The organism is Mesorhizobium tamadayense (genome assembly GCF_003863365.1).
Lineage (GTDB): Bacteria > Pseudomonadota > Alphaproteobacteria > Rhizobiales > Rhizobiaceae > Mesorhizobium > Mesorhizobium tamadayense.
Genome location: NZ_RQXT01000004.1, coordinates 1 through 15,326 on the forward strand (window position 1 = coordinate 1; position 15,326 = coordinate 15,326).

Sequence of the window (15,326 nt, forward strand, 5' to 3'; positions counted from 1 at the left end):
CCTAAGGGGGGCATGGCGGCATGGATTTTCAGCCGTTCACCGTTCATTTCACGTTCAGCACGGATGCGTTAGAACCGTGATCATGAAAACGTTCCGCTCCCATATCCGCTCCGCGACGCTGGCGCTTGCCGCAGCCGGCCTTTTCGCGTCGCAGGCGACGGCCATGCCGGCCATCGAACCGTCGGTCGATGAGCCGATCGTGCTTGCCGCCAGCGACTGCTACGCGATCGGCCAGCAGGTCGCCGCGCAGAATGGCGGCACACTTGCCAAGGCCTCGCAGGCGACGCGCGGCGGTCAGCAGGTCTGCGTCATCGTTGTGCTGGTGCCCGGCAAGGAAGGCCAGCGCCCGCGTCGTTCCGAGATCGTGGTGCCGCTCAACTGACGCCAGCGTTTCCCAGGCCGGCGGAATCGGCCTATATCTCCACCCCTCAACAGGCTCAAAACCATGCGCGTGCTCGTCGTCGAGGATGACAAGGATCTCAACCGGCAACTGGCGGACGCGCTGGTCGACGCCGGCTATGTGGTCGACCGCGCCTATGACGGCGAGGAGGGGCATTTCCTCGGCGATACCGAGCCTTACGACGCCGTCGTCCTCGACATCGGCCTGCCGCAGATGGACGGCATTAGCGTCGTCGAGCGCTGGCGGCGCGGCGGGCGCAAGATGCCGGTGCTGATCCTGACCGCGCGCGACCGCTGGAGCGACAAGGTGTCCGGCATCGATGCCGGCGCCGACGACTATGTCACCAAGCCCTTCCACATCGAGGAGGTGCTGGCGCGGGTGCGGGCGCTGATCCGCCGCGCCGCCGGCCACGCCTCGTCCGAGCTCACCTGCGGGCCGCTCAGGCTCGATACCAAGGCTTCCAAGGCCGACGTCAACGGCGTGCCGCTGAAGCTCACCTCGCACGAGTTCCGGCTGCTTGCCTATCTGATGCATCACATGGGCGAGGTGGTCTCGCGCACCGAATTGGTCGAGCATCTCTACGACCAAGATTTCGACCGCGATTCCAACACCATCGAGGTGTTTGTCGGGCGGCTTCGCAAGAAGATGGGCATCGATATGATCGAAACCGTGCGTGGCATGGGCTATCGCATGCGAGAGCCGGAGGCGTGACGCGGAACCGCTGAAGCCAACGATGAGAGCGTGGCTTTCAAGGCTGCGGCTCTGGCCGCGCTCGCTGACCTTCCGCGTCATCGCCTTTTCCACCATCTGGGCGATCCTGACGCTGGTCGTCATCTTCACCCTGATCACCACGCTCTACCGCCAGGCCAGCGAGCGCGGCTTCGAAAGCCTGCTTTCGGCGCATCTGTTCAACCTGATCGGCTCCGTCGGCATTTCCGACAATGGCGCGCTGACAGGCTCGCCCGATCTTGGCGATCTGCGCTTCTCCGAGCCGAATTCCGGCTGGTACTGGTCCGTAGAGCCGGCTTCCGAAGGCGTTCACGGCGAAATCCATTCCTCCTCGATGACGACCTCGATCCTGTCGCCAAGCGTCGCCGAGGTTCCCTTCAACGCGAACTTCCAGCGTAGCTACTCGACCGAAGGCATCAAGGGCGAGGATCTCGCGGTGTTCGAGAGCGAGTTCGTGCTCGATGCCAAGAACCGCGCCGCGCGTTTCCGCGTCATGGGCAACCACAGCGAGCTCGAGCAGGAGATCGCGAGCTTCCAGCGCCGGCTGCTCACCTATCTGTCGCTGTTCGGCGTCGGCATGATCGCCATCAACGCCATCGCCATCCTTTTGGGCCTGCAGCCCTTGCGCCGCGTGCGCAATGCGCTGGCCATGGTGCGCGAGGGCACGGCGCAGCGGCTCGACGGGCGCTTCCCCGCCGAGATCGAGCCTCTGGCCAGCGAGACCAATGCGCTCATCGAGAACAACAAGCGCATCGTCGAACGCTCGCGCACGCAGGTCGGCAACCTCGCCCATTCGCTGAAGACGCCGCTTGCCGTGCTGATCAACGAGGGCCGCGCGCTCGGCGGCGCCAAGGGCCAGCTCATCGCCGAGCAGGCCGCCTCGATGCAGAAGCAGGTCGATCACTACCTGCAGCGCGCCCGTGTTGCGGCCCAGCGCGACAGCGTCGTCTTCCGCACGCCGCTGTCGCCCCTGGTCGAGCGCATGGTGCGCGTGCTGCGCAAGCTCAACCCACAGACCAAGCTCACGCTGTCGCTGCCGCCGGCCGAGATCGTCTTTGCCGGCGAGCGCGAGGATCTGGAGGAATTGCTCGGCAACCTGCTCGACAATGCCATGAAATGGGCAAAGAGCACCGTCGCCGTCTCGGTCGCCGCTGTTCCGGGAAGCGCCAACCTGTTTGAGATCGTTATAGAGGATGACGGCCCCGGCATTCCCGAGGACAGCGCGCGGGAAGTGTTGAAGCGTGGCAAGAGACTGGACGAGACGAAGCCGGGGACCGGACTAGGACTTGCCATTGTCGGCGACCTCGTCAACGAGTATGGAGGCGCCCTGGCGCTGGAACGATCCGGCATGGGCGGCTTGAGGGCGGTGGTGAGATTGCGGAGCCTTCAATAAATGTCTTTTATCGATTTGCGTGCGGCCGGCTATGGCCAAATTTCCGACAAATATCAATACTATGGGCTCGCCGGCTTCCCCGATGGCGCGGCCCCCAATTCGTTTCGCTCAAGAAATACATCCCGCTCAAGAGATCCGGTTGCTGGCATGAAGATTCGCGTCGCGCTCGTTTCCGCCCTGCTGGCCGTATCGGGCTGCACGACACTGGGCAGGGGCAGCCCGACCTCTCCCGTCACGCCCGCCGCCACCCCGCCCGCTGGCGGCAAGGTGGGAGCCAGCATCGTCGCGGCGATGAATGGCGGGCTGATCGGCGGATCGATCGGTTCGGGTCTGAGCGACGCCGAAAAGCGCAAGGGCCTCGAGGCGGAATACAAGGCGCTGGAATACAACGCCAGCGGCCAGAAGGTGACATGGAAAGGCGACAGCTCATCCCATTACGGTGAGGTGGTGGCGGCCCAGCCCTATCGGGTCGGCTCGCAGGACTGCCGCCAGTACACGCATACCGTCTACGCTGGCGCATCGGGTGTCACCGCGCGCGGCACCGCCTGCCGCAATGCCGACGGCAGCTGGACACCGCTGACTTAGAGCGGTTCAGTCTTTGATCGGAAGGCCGACCCGCTGGAATTGCTCTAATTTAGGCAACGGCCGGCGCGATTTGACATCGATCAAGGTCAGGCGGCATGTCTGCCGTCAAAGCGTCGCAGCACGTCCGTGTTGGCAGGGCAGGGCTCTGCCTTTATTGGAATAGCCATGCTGTTTTGGGTCATAGCTGCAATCCTCACGCTGGGCGCCAGCCTGGCGGTGCTTTTGCCGCTGGCCGGCGGCACGAAAGGCGCGTCGGCCGCTGGCGATCACGATCTCGAGGTCTATCGCGACCAGCTTTCGGAGCTCGACCGCGATATGGCGCGCGGCCTGATCCAGCCGGGCGAGGCCGAGGAAGCGCGCGCCGAGATCGGCCGCCGCATCCTGCGTCTCGGCTCAGACGGCCAGGCAAGCACGCGGGCACCGCGCCCGTCGCGCACCGCAAGGCTGGTCGCAACCGCCGCCGTGCTGGCGGTGCCGCTGGTGAGCTGGGGGCTTTACGGCGCGCTCGGCTCGCCCGACCTGCCGTCGCAGCCGCTGGCCGAACGGCTCGCCAAGAACCCTGCCGATTCCTCGGTCGACGAGTTGGTCGCCCGCGCCGAGGCGCATCTTGCGGCCAACCCGTCCGACGGCAAGGGTTGGGACGTGCTGGCGCCGATCTATCTGCGCCTGCAGCGCTACACCGACGCGGTGACGGCCTATCGCAACGCCATCCGCCTCGACGGCGACAGCGCCGTGCGCCAGGCCGGCCTTGGCGAGGCGATCGCCAACGCCGCCGGCGGCATCGTTTCGGCCGACGCACAAGCTGCCTTCGAGGCGGCGCTGAAGCTCGATCCGGCCAACGCCAAGGCAAATTTCTACCTGGCGATGGGGCTCGCCCAGGAGGGCAAGAAGGCCGAAGCCGCCGCCGCCTGGCAAAAAATGCTCGGCCAGCTAGCGCCGGATTCGCCATGGCGCAGCGCTGTCCAGCAGGCGCTTGCCGAAACGGCCGAGCCGCCGGCCGCGGCGGGCAAACCGGCGAACGGGCCGGATGCTCAAGCTGTCGAAGCGGCCCAGCAGATGTCGCCGCAGGACCGCCAGGCGATGATCGAGACGATGGTCGCTGGCCTCGACGACCGGCTGAAGCAAAATCCGCGCGACGAGGAAGGATGGATGCGGCTCATTCGCTCCTATGTCGTGCTCGGCAAGGCCGACCAGGCGCGCGACGCGCTCGGCCGCGCTGTCGCTGTGTTTGGCGCCGACAGCGAGCAGGCCAGGAAATTTACCGCCTTTGCCGCCTCCCTCGGCGTGACGGCGACGGAGTAGGATATGACGCGCAAGCAGAAGCGATTGTCGGTGATCCTGGCGGGGCTGGCCTTCCTCGGCGCCGCCGCCGGGCTCACCTTCTATGCGCTCGGGCAGAAGGCTTCCTATTTCTACATGCCGGCCGATCTCACCACGGCAACCGTCCAGCCTGGACAGCGCATACGTCTCGGCGGCCTGGTCGAGAAAGGTACGATCGTGCGCGGCCAGGGCGCTACCGTTGCCTTCTCGGTCACCGACAAGCAGAAGTCGGTGAAGGTTACCTATACCGGCATCCTGCCCGACTTGTTCCGCGAGGAGCAGGGCGTCATCACCGAGGGCGCCTTCGGTCCGGACGGCGTTTTCGTCGCCGACAGCGTTTTAGCCAAGCATGACGAGCGCTATATGCCCAAGGAAGTCGCCGACGGCCTGAAGGCGAAGGGCGTGTGGCAGGAAAGCAAGAGTGAGTAATAGCCGTGGTTGAGACCGGACATTTCGCCCTCGTCCTCGCCTTCGCGCTGTCGCTGGTGCAGATGCTGGTGCCGCTGGTTGGCGCCCGCGCCGGCAATCAGCGGCTGATGGCGGTCGGCGGTCCGGTCGCGGTCACCGGCTTTGCGCTCACCGCGCTTTCCTTCACGGCTCTGGCCACCGCCTATGCCGGCTCCGACTTCTCGGTGGCAAGCGTGTGGGAGAACTCCCATTCGCTGCAGCCGCTGATCTACAAGATCACGGGCACCTGGGGAAACCACGAAGGCTCGATGCTGCTCTGGGTGCTGATCCTGACCTTCTTCGGCGCGCTCGTCGCCGTTTTCGGCAACAACCTGCCGGCGACGCTCAAGGCCAACGTGCTTGCCGTGCAGGGCATGATCGGCGCCGCCTTCTTCCTGTTCATCCTGGCGACGTCAAACCCGTTCATCCGGCTGAACCCGGCGCCGATCGAGGGCCGCGACTTGAACCCAATCCTGCAGGACCTCGGCCTCGCCGTTCATCCGCCGCTGCTCTATCTCGGCTATGTCGGCTTCTCGATCTGCTTCTCCTTCTCGGTCGCAGCCCTGATCGAAGGCCGCATCGACGCCTCCTGGGCGCGCTGGGTGCGGCCTTGGACGCTGGTCGCCTGGATGTTCCTCACAGGCGGCATCGCCATGGGTTCCTACTGGGCCTATTACGAGCTCGGCTGGGGCGGCTTCTGGTTCTGGGACCCGGTCGAGAATGCTTCCTTCATGCCTTGGCTTGCGGGCACCGCGCTGCTCCATTCGGCGATCGTCATGGAGAAGCGCTCGGCGCTGAAGATCTGGACGCTGCTGCTTGCGATCCTCACCTTCTCGCTGTCGCTGCTAGGCACCTTCCTGGTGCGCTCCGGCGTGCTGACGTCCGTGCACGCCTTCGCCACCGATCCGGCGCGCGGCGTCTTCATCCTCTGCATCCTGACGCTGTTCATCGGCGGCTCGCTGACGCTGTTCGCGCTGCGGGCGTCGCGGCTGACGGCGGGCGGGCTGTTCCATCCGATCTCGCGCGAAGGAGCGCTGGTCCTCAACAACCTGTTCCTCACCACGGCTACCGCGACAGTGCTGGTCGGCACGCTCTACCCGCTGGCGCTCGAAGCCATCACCGGCGGCAAGATCTCGGTCGGCGCGCCGTTCTTCGACCTGACCTTCGGCCCGCTGATGCTGCCGCTGCTCGCCATCGTGCCGTTCGGCCCGTTGCTTGCCTGGAAGCGCGGCGACGTGCTTGCCGCTTCGCAGCGCCTGATGGCGGCCTTCGCGCTGGCGCTGGCCGCGATGCTCGTCACCGGCCTGTTCATCGATGGCGCCTCGGTCTTCGCCGCGCTCGGCGTCGGGCTCGCCGTCTGGCTTGTCGCCGGCGCGCTCACCGACCTCGCCGTCAAGTCCGGGGTCGGCTCGGTGGCGCCGACCGTCATGCTGAGGCGCTTTGCCGGCCTGCCGCGCTCGGTCTTCGGCACGACACTTGCCCATCTCGGCCTTGGGCTCACCTTGCTCGGCATCGTCGGCACCTTGTCCTTCGGCACCGAGAAGATTCTCACCATGCGCCCCGGCGAGACGGTGGAGCTTTCCGGCCACACGCTGCGCTTCGAGGGGCTCTACCCGCAGAAAGGCCCGAACTTCACCGAGGATCGCGGCCGCTTCCTTTTGATCTCAGAGGGCAATGCCGATGGCGAGATCACTTCCGCCAAGCGTTTCTATCCGGTGCGGCAGACGGTGACGACCGAGTCCGGCATCAGGACGCTGGGTTTGAGCCAGCTTTATCTGTCGCTCGGCGACGCGGGCAATGACGGCTCCGTCGTCGTGCGCCTGTGGTGGAAGCCGCTGGTGACGCTGATCTGGGGCGGCGGGCTGGTGATGATGGCGGGTGCCGCGATGTCGCTGGCTGATCGTCGCCTTCGCGTCGGCGCCCCGTCGCGCCGCCGCAAGCCGGCTGCCGCCGCTGTATCCGCGAGCCCGACATGAGCAAGCGGCTGTCGCTTTCCTCGCTGGTGCTGCTTCTCGCCCTGGTCTTCGCCGGGGCGGCGCAGGCGGTGAAGCCGGACGAGGTGCTGCCCGATCCGGCGCTGGAGGCCCGCGCCCGCGCGCTTTCCGAAGGCCTGCGCTGCATGGTCTGCCAGAACCAGTCGATCGACGAGTCCGACGCGGATCTCGCCCGCGACCTGCGCATCCTCGTGCGCCAGCGCTTGGTCGCCGGCGACAGCGACCAGCAGGTGATGGACTATATCGTCTCGCGCTATGGCGAGTTCGTGCTGTTGCAGCCGCGCTTCAGCCTGCGCAACGCGCTGTTGTGGGGCACGCCGGCGCTTCTGCTTCTGGCCGGCGGCATCTTCATCGTGCTCAGCGCCCGCTCGCGCCGGCCGGCCTCGGACAGCAGCACCCTGAGCGCCGAAGAGCAGGTAGCGCTGGACAAGATGCTGCGCGATTAACGCCTATCCCCGGCCTTGATTGGTCGATGCCGTCCCCATCGTCATCACAGGGTCTCCGCGCCGGAGCTTCGCTCTGCTTCGCCCTGGGATGACGAACTCGAAGATGCATACGCCAAAGTCTCCAGTTCCGCGAGTTCACATCTTGGCTGCGCGCTCGGCTTTCTCTGCCTCGATCACGGCGTCGATTTCCGCCATTGCTGTGTCGTGAGGCACCACACGGCCCGCCGTTGCGTCGGCTATTCCGCGTTTGATACCCTCGATCACCTCAATCTCCCGATCGACATAGGTCGCAACCGCTTCGGCCATGAGCGAGGATTTGCTGCGCCCTGTCGCGGCAGCGATCTGCTCAAGCTTCAGCTTGGTTTCGGACGAGACCCGAATTGTCATGGTCGTGCTCGCGGTCATGTCGAAGCCTTGTGATGGTCCACCTTGTTGGCGCAACATTACAAAATTTTCATGTACCGGAAATGGCGCCGTAATGTGCGTCTCACTAATCCTCTTGCCCGAGGATGCTTCGCCTGAGCGCATCCCTTTCGAAAGAGGATACGAAACCCCATGAATATTGCCTCCAATTCATATTCCCGCACCCGCAAGCGCCTGTTGGCGGCCGTCGCTTCCCTGGCTGTCGTCGGCACGGTCGGCGCGGGCATGCTCGCTACCGGCACCGCCCCCGTTCTTGCCGATGCGGTGCGCGTCGAGGCCCCGCAGGTCCCGAGCTTCGCCGATGTCGTCGAACACGTCTCGCCGGCGGTCGTCAGCGTCAGGGTCAAGGCCAAGATCCAGCCGACGGCCGATGACGGCTCCGACGACCAGGACGGCTTCGACAACCTTCCCGACAATCCGCAGTTGCGCCGCTTCTTCAAGGAGTTCCGCGGTTTCGGCGACCAGGGCGGCAGCCAGCAGTTCGGCATGCGCCGCTTCGACCACCGCAACCACGGCAATGGCGAGCCGCGCGCGGTCGCTCAAGGCTCGGGCTTCTTCATCTCCGAGGACGGCTACCTCGTCACCAACAATCACGTCGTCTCGGAAGGCTCGAACTTCACCGTCGTCACCAATGACGGCAAAGAACTCGACGCCAAGCTGATCGGCACCGACCCGCGCACCGACCTGGCTGTGCTGAAGGTCGATGGCGGCGGCAAGTTCACCTATGTCGACTTCGCCGACGACTCCAAGATCCGCATCGGCGACTGGGTGGTGGCCGTCGGCAACCCGTTCGGCCTCGGCGGCACCGTCACCGCGGGCATCGTCTCGGCCCGCGGCCGCGACATCGGCGCCGGACCCTATGACGACTTCATCCAGATCGACGCCTCGGTCAACCGCGGCAATTCGGGCGGCCCGACCTTCAACCTCAACGGCCAGGTGATCGGCATCAACACCGCCATCTTCTCGCCGTCGGGCGGCAGCGTCGGCATCGCCTTCGACATTCCGGCCTCGACCGCCAAGCAGGTCGTCGAGGACCTGATGAAGGACGGCTCCGTCCAGCGCGGCTGGCTCGGCGTCGAGATCCAGCCGGTCACTTCGGAAATCGCCGAATCGCTAGGCCTGAAGGCGGACAAGGGCGCGCTGGTTTCGAGCGCGCAGGACGCCGGTCCCGGCAAGAAGGCAGGCATCGCCGCCGGCGACGTCATCACCCAGGTCGACGGCAAGGATGTCGCCTCGCCGAAGGAACTCGCCCGCGTAATCGGCGCTTATGCGCCCGGTAAGTCGGTCGACGTCACCGTATGGCGCAATGGCAAGAACGAGACGATCAAGGTCGATCTCGGCACGCTGCCTTCGAGCGACAAGCAGGCCTCGAATGACGACAGCAACAAGCAGGCGGCGCCGGCCAAGGCCGATACGCTTGCCGATCTCGGCCTCACCGTCACCAAGTCGGAAAACGGCAAGGGCCTGGTGGTCACCGATGTCGACCCGGACAGCGATGCGGCCGACCGCGGCATTCAGCCCGGCGACGTCATCACCTCGATCAACTCGGCCGAGGTGAACAACACCGACGATGTTTCCAAGGCGATGTCCGATGCCTCGAAAGCGGGCCGCAAGGCCGTGCTGATGCAGATCACGCGCGACGACTCGAACCGCTTCGTCGCCTTGCCGGTCGGCAAGGGCTGATCTGATAGAGCGGTTCATCGTTTCACAGAAACGCAGAACCGCTCTATCGCGTTTGACGCAATTCCGGACGGAAGGCTCCGGCGAAGTCGCCGAGCCTAACCGTTTCACACTTTTCCTGGAATTGCTCTGGCGACTTTTCCCCGCGGCGGTATCAACACCCCCGAGCCGCCGCCGGGAAAACATGGGGCCGAGCACGTCAGTCAGTCACCGTGTTTCGCTCCTGGCGGCAGCGGGTTTCCCATCACCCGCTGCCGCTTTAACAGCATGTCGCCCAAAAAGTGGGCACCGGTTTTGGGATCACGACATGCGAGACAAAATGCATGTCGCCCAAAAGTGGGCACCGGTTTTGGGATCGCAACGTGCGGCTGGCGAACACAAAGGCGCGGAGTCATGGCTGCCCCTCAATCTTCCGGTGAAATCGCGTATAACGGCTCCATGAAGATTCTCGTCATGGAAGACGATCGCGAGGCGGCGGACTATCTGCAGAAAGCGTTCGCCGAGGCGGGACATACCGCCCATGTCGCCGGCGACGGCGAGACCGGCTTCGCGCTTGCCGATGCCGGCGACTATGACGTGATGGTGATCGACCGCTTGATGCCGCGCCGCGACGGCTTGTCGGTGATCGCCGCGCTCCGCTCGCGCGGCAACACCACGCCGGTGCTGATCCTGTCGGCGCTGGGCGAGGTCGACGACCGCGTCACGGGCTTGCGCGCCGGCGGTGACGATTATCTGACCAAGCCTTACGCTTTTTCCGAGCTGCTCGCCCGCGTCGAGGTGCTCAACCGTCGCGCCGGCGCCCGGGAATCCGAGACCATCTACCGCGTCGGCGACCTCGAGCTCGACCGGCTGTCGCATTCGGTCAAGCGCGCCGGCCGCGAGATCACGCTGCAGCCGCGCGAGTTCCGCCTGCTCGAATATCTGATGCGCCACGCCGGCCAGGTGGTGACGCGCACCATGCTGCTCGAGAATGTCTGGGACTATCATTTCGATCCGCAGACCAACGTCATCGACGTTCACGTCTCGCGCCTGCGCGGCAAGATCGAGAAAGGCTTCGACAAGCCGATCCTGCACACCATCCGCGGCGCCGGCTACATGCTGAAAGGCGGCTAGAGCATGATCCCGAACCGAAGGTCAGCGAACGCAAAAAGTGGGAACCGGTTTTCGGAAAAGATCATGCTAAGACAAGGAGTTAGATCAGGATGACGATTCAACTAATCGTCATGCTGATCTAAGAGCAAATGGCTCTTTCCCTGCCGGCCATCATGAGGACGACGGCGGCCCGGCTTTCGGCGCTATATTTCCTGCTTTTCGCCCTCTGCGCCGTGCTGTTGGTGTTCTACATGACGTCGCTGTCGGCGAGCATGCTGACGGGGCAGACCAAGGATACGATCAACGACGAAGTGCTGGGCCTCGCTCGCGCCTACCAGCGCGGCGGCCTGCCGGTGCTGGTGCGCGTGGTAGAAGCCCGGTCCCGCCAGCCGGGCGCCAACCTCTATCTGATCGCCGACGCCAACGGTCAGATCCTGACCGGCAACGTGCAGAGCCTGGAGCCGGGAGTCATTGAGACCGTGGGCTGGACCAGCGAACCCTTCTCATACCAGCGCTTCGGCGAGGGTGAGCTAGACCGGATGCGCGGCGGGACTTCGGACCAGACGACGCCCCAGACTGGCGAGAACAGCGCGCAATCCGAGGGTGAGAAGGGCCACAACGCCATCGCGCTGGTGCTGAGGCTGCCCAACCAGATGATCATGCTGGTCGGCCGCGACCTCGGCGAGCCGGAACGCTTTCGCGCCGTCATCAAACGGTCGCTGATGCTGGCGCTCGGCATGATGGGGCTTGGCGGGCTCCTGATCTGGTTCTTTGTCGGGCGCGCCGCACTGAGGCGCATCGACAGCGTGTCCGATGCAAGCCGCCGCATCATGGGTGGCGACCTCAGCGGGCGGCTGCCGGTGACCGGCGCCGGCGACGAATTCGACCGCCTGTCGGAAAACCTCAACACGATGCTCGCCCGCATCGCCATGCTGAACGAGGGGCTGAAGCAGGTTTCCGACAACATCGCCCATGACCTGAAGACGCCGCTGACCAGGTTGCGCAACCGCGCCGAGGCCACACTTGCCGGCAAGCACAAGACGACCGACTACCGTCAGGCGCTGGAGGGCACGATCGCGGAGTCCGACCAGCTCATCAAGACGTTCAACGCGATCCTGATGATCTCGCGGCTGGAGGCCGGCTATTCCTCCGAGACGACCAGCCCGGTCGACCTCGCCGCCACCGTGAGCGATGTCGTCGAGCTGTACGAGCCGGTGGCGGAGGAAGCGGGCGTCGTGCTGGACGCCACGGTGCCTGAAGCCATCACCATCGACGGCAACCGCGAGCTGATCGGCCAGGCGCTGTCCAACATCGTCGACAACGCGATCAAATACTCGACCGGCGCCACCGAGAGCCCGAAAGTGCGCGTCACGCTGGAGCGCATCGGCGGCGAGTTGAAGCTCGCCGTCACCGACAATGGCCATGGCATCCCCGACGATGCCGACCGCGCCAGGGCCACCGAGCGCTTCGTGCGGCTGGAAAAGAGTCGCTCGCAGCCGGGTTCGGGCCTCGGTCTCAGCCTCGCCAAGGCGATCATGACTTTCCACAACGGCAGGCTTGATCTTTTGCCTGCCGATCCCGGATTGTCCGTGGTCATGAGTTTCCCGGTGCGGGGGACAAATTGACGGCGGCGAGGATGGCAAGGAAAAAGATCGGGACAGAATGGCAACTCCGCCCGACGCTGGCGCTTCGCCCGCTGGATGGCGACCACGCCAGGCGGGAATTGTCCGAGATCGCCGACGCCGCCGCGGAAGATGGCCTTTCCCGTCTGGGCAAATTCCTTGCCGGCAAGGGGCCGCTGCAGGATCTGCTCGCCGCCGTCTTCGACCTGTCGTCCTTCCTGCGCGATACGGCGCGCCGCCGTCCGGCCATTCTCGATGCGCTGTTCGACGAGACGATCGAAGCGCGGCTCAACGGCATCGACGAGGCGGTTGATCGCGCGGCGCGAGCCGAGAATGTCTCGGAAACGAGCCTGATGATGGCGCTCAGGCAATTCAAGGCCGAAGCCCATTTCCTAGTCGCGCTCGCAGATCTTTCAGGCGAGGCCGAGACCGCGCTGACGGTGCGCCGCCTGAGCGACCTTGCGGACGCCTGCACGCGCGCCGCGGTCGATTTCCTGCTTCTCGACGCGCACGGGCAGGGCAAGCTCAGGCTGCCGGATCCGAAAGACCCCGCGCGCGGTTCGGGCTGGATCGTGCTCGGCATGGGCAAGCTCGGCGCGCATGAGCTGAATTTCTCTTCCGACATCGACCTTGTCGTCTTCTTCGATCCGGAGTCGCCGGCCGTCATCGATCCGCTCGACGCCACGGATCTGTTCTCGCGCCTCACCCGCCGGCTCGTGCGCATCCTGCAGGACCGCACCGAGCACGGCTACGTCTTCCGCACCGATCTGAGGCTTCGGCCCGATCCGGGCTCGACGCCGCTGGCCATTCCGGTCGAGGCAGCGCTTCGCTATTACGAGGCGCGCGGCCAGAACTGGGAGCGCGCCGCCATGATCAAGGCGCGGCCTGTTGCCGGCGACCTTGCGGCGGGTGCGGCCTTCCTCAAGGAATTGCAGCCCTATGTCTGGCGCAAATACATGGACTATGCGGCGATCGCCGACGTCCATTCGATCAAGCGCCAGATCCATGCCCACAAGGGCCATGGCGAGATCGCGGTCAAGGGCCACAATGTCAAGCTCGGCCGTGGCGGTATCCGCGAGATCGAGTTCTTCGTCCAGACGCAGCAGCTGATCGCCGGCGGCCGTTTCCCGGAATTGCGCGGCCGCGAGACGGTGCCGATGCTGGGCGCGCTCGCCGCGCGCGGCTGGATCACCGCCGAAGCGCGCGATGCCCTTACCCGGCAATACTGGTTCCTGCGCCGTGTCGAGCACGCCATCCAGATGGTGGCCGACGAACAGACGCATATCTTGCCGGAAGAGGACGAGGAGCTGGAGCGTATCGCGCTGATGCTCGGCTTTGCCGGCGAAGCGGAATTCGCGGAAGCCTTCCGCGCCTCGCTGCACCAGGTCGAGCGGCACTATGCGGCGCTATTCGAGACAGCGCCTGAATTGTCGGCCGGCGTCGGCAACCTGGTCTTCACCGGCGACGTCGACGATCCCGACACGCTGCAGACCTTGCACCGTCTCGGCTTCCAGCGGCCGAGCGACATCTGCCGTGTCATCCGCGGCTGGCATTTCGGCCGCTACCGCGTCACGCAATCGGCTGAGGCCCGCGAGCGGCTGACCGAGCTGGCGCCGGCGCTGCTGAAAGCCTTCGGCCAGACGCGTCGCGCCGACGAGGCGGTGATCCGCTTCGACGAGTTCCTCGCCGGCCTGCCGGCCGGCATCCAGCTGTTTTCGCTGCTGCAGTCGAACCCGGCGCTGCTCAAGCTGATGGCGACGATTATGGGCGCGGCCCCGCGGCTCGCCGCCATAATCACGCGCCGCCCGCATGTCTTTGACGGCCTGCTCGACCCGGCGCTGCTGACCGAACTGCCGGATCGCGCCTATCTCTCGGCGCGGCTTGCCGCCTTCATCGAAGGCGAGCGCGCCTATGAGGACGTGCTCGACCGCCTGCGCATCTTCGCCTCCGAGCAGAAATTCCTGATCGGCGTGCGTCTGCTTGCCGGCTCGATCGATCCGGCGCGGGCGGGGCGCGCTTTTTCCGATCTCGCCGACCTCACCATCGAGGCCGCGCTCAATGCGGTGACGGCGGAGTTCGCGCAGCGCCACGGCAGGATCGCGGGGGGCAGGGTGGCGCTGCTCGGCATGGGCAAGCTCGGCAGCCGCGAGCTCACCGCAGGCTCGGACGTCGATCTCATCCTGCTCTACGACCACGACGCCGATGCGGAAGAATCCGACGGCGAGAAGTCTCTGGCGCCCTCGCATTACTATTCCCGCATGACGCAGCGGTTGATCGCCGCCGTCTCCGCGCCGACCGCCGAAGGCGTGCTCTACGAGCTCGACCTGCGTCTGCGCCCCTCCGGCAACAAGGGGCCGGTCGCCACCCATATCGACGCCTTCAAGAAATACCAGCGCCAGGACGCCTGGACCTGGGAGCACATGGCGCTGGCAAGAGCCCGCGCCATCGGCGGCGATGCCGAACTCTGCACCGAGGTGGAGGAGGATGTCGCGGCGGTGCTCGCCCTGCCGCGCGACGGGGCCAACGTGAAGGCGGAAGCCTTGGAGATGCGGGCGCTGATCGAGAAGGAAAAGCCGCCGCGCGATCTCTGGGACATCAAGCTGATTCCCGGCGGCCTGATCGACCTCGAATTCATCGCCCAGGTCGCGGACATCACCGGAAATATCGAGCCCGGCCGCCGGGTGACGGCAACGGCGGACGTGCTGGCGCGGCTCGCGCCCGGCTTCGCGGCTGCCGGTGTCCGGCAGGAGCTTTGCGAGGCCTGGCGGCTCTATCTGGCGCTGACCCAGATGATCAGGCTTTGCCTTACTGGAGAGTTCCAGCGCGACGACGTCCCGCCGGGGCTTTCGGATCTGCTTCTGGCGGTCACCGACCTGCCGGATTTCGGTGTGCTGGAAGCACATCTCAAAGAGACGTCGCGGAAGGTCAGGAAGGATTTCGACCTCCTGCTTCGTGCCGAAGCCCCGATCTCGCGGGATTAACCCACGTCCTCGTTCCGTCGCGCCCCCTCCGTCCTGCCGGACATCTCCCGCACAAGCGGGGAGATTGGCAGCTTCGACGTCCCGCTCATTTCTGCAACGTCGGAGATTGGCGAAGGCCGGCGTGACATCCAATCTCCCCCCAAGCGGGGGAGATGTCCGGCAGGACAGAGGGGGCGCTGTCCCGCCGACGTTGCCAGGATTGCAGTCACACAGA

General features: G+C 65.5%; 13 protein-coding genes. 12 read left to right on the forward strand and 1 reads right to left on the reverse strand.

Annotation, left to right across the window (positions count from 1 at the left end):
- Window positions 1-82: 82 nt before the first annotated feature.
- From EH240_RS04470 to EH240_RS04505, 8 genes are all read left to right on the forward strand, one after another.
- Window positions 83-382, forward strand: coding sequence for a hypothetical protein (locus tag EH240_RS04470; protein ID WP_124996426.1), 300 nt, complete (start codon window positions 83-85; stop codon window positions 380-382).
- Between the two features lie 63 nt (window positions 383-445).
- Complete coding sequence (locus EH240_RS04475) at window positions 446-1,111, forward strand: response regulator transcription factor (protein ID WP_124996219.1); 666 nt, start codon at window positions 446-448, stop codon at window positions 1,109-1,111.
- Window positions 1,112-1,133: 22 nt separating this feature from the next.
- Window positions 1,134-2,522, forward strand: a complete 1,389-nt coding sequence (locus EH240_RS04480; protein WP_124996220.1) for an ATP-binding protein — start codon at window positions 1,134-1,136, stop codon at window positions 2,520-2,522.
- A gap of 147 nt (window positions 2,523-2,669) precedes the next feature.
- A complete protein-coding gene (locus tag EH240_RS04485) occupies window positions 2,670-3,107 on the forward strand; it encodes a hypothetical protein (protein WP_124996221.1) in 438 nt (145 codons plus the stop codon).
- 165 nt (window positions 3,108-3,272) lie between these two features.
- A complete protein-coding gene (ccmI, locus tag EH240_RS04490; protein WP_124996222.1) occupies window positions 3,273-4,409 on the forward strand; it encodes a c-type cytochrome biogenesis protein CcmI in 1,137 nt (378 codons plus the stop codon).
- Window positions 4,410-4,412: 3 nt separating this feature from the next.
- A complete protein-coding gene (gene ccmE, locus EH240_RS04495; RefSeq protein WP_124996223.1) occupies window positions 4,413-4,856 on the forward strand; it encodes a cytochrome c maturation protein CcmE in 444 nt (147 codons plus the stop codon).
- Window positions 4,857-4,861: 5 nt separating this feature from the next.
- Window positions 4,862-6,850 carry a heme lyase CcmF/NrfE family subunit gene (locus EH240_RS04500; RefSeq protein ID WP_124996224.1) on the forward strand — a complete coding sequence of 663 codons (1,989 nt, stop codon included), beginning with the start codon at window positions 4,862-4,864 and terminating at the stop codon, window positions 6,848-6,850.
- Entirely contained in the window at window positions 6,847-7,314 is a 468-nt protein-coding gene (locus EH240_RS04505) for a cytochrome c-type biogenesis protein (protein WP_124996225.1), read from the forward strand. The genes EH240_RS04500 and EH240_RS04505 overlap by 4 nt, the downstream gene beginning before the upstream one ends.
- Before the next feature lie 135 nt (window positions 7,315-7,449).
- Here EH240_RS04505 and EH240_RS04510 read toward each other — a convergent pair whose 3' ends face one another.
- A complete protein-coding gene (locus tag EH240_RS04510; protein ID WP_124996427.1) occupies window positions 7,450-7,719 on the reverse strand; it encodes a CopG family ribbon-helix-helix protein in 270 nt (89 codons plus the stop codon).
- A 150-nt stretch (window positions 7,720-7,869) separates the two neighbouring features.
- Between EH240_RS04510 and EH240_RS04515 the strand changes: the two genes are divergently transcribed.
- The 4 genes from EH240_RS04515 (at window position 7,870) to EH240_RS04530 (ending at window position 15,112) form a co-directional block, all read left to right on the forward strand.
- Entirely contained in the window at window positions 7,870-9,420 is a 1,551-nt protein-coding gene (locus EH240_RS04515) for a DegQ family serine endoprotease (protein ID WP_124996226.1), read from the forward strand.
- 435 nt (window positions 9,421-9,855) lie between these two features.
- Window positions 9,856-10,530 (forward strand): response regulator transcription factor, encoded by a 675-nt coding sequence (locus tag EH240_RS04520; protein ID WP_124996428.1) that lies wholly within the window; start codon window positions 9,856-9,858, stop codon window positions 10,528-10,530.
- Window positions 10,531-10,658: 128 nt separating this feature from the next.
- The gene (locus tag EH240_RS04525; RefSeq protein WP_124996227.1) at window positions 10,659-12,134 is read left to right on the forward strand and encodes a sensor histidine kinase; all 1,476 of its coding nucleotides are present in this window, start codon (window positions 10,659-10,661) and stop codon (window positions 12,132-12,134) included.
- Window positions 12,135-12,145: 11 nt separating this feature from the next.
- The gene (locus tag EH240_RS04530; RefSeq protein ID WP_124996228.1) at window positions 12,146-15,112 is read left to right on the forward strand and encodes a bifunctional [glutamine synthetase] adenylyltransferase/[glutamine synthetase]-adenylyl-L-tyrosine phosphorylase; all 2,967 of its coding nucleotides are present in this window, start codon (window positions 12,146-12,148) and stop codon (window positions 15,110-15,112) included.
- Window positions 15,113-15,326: the final 214 nt, after the last annotated feature.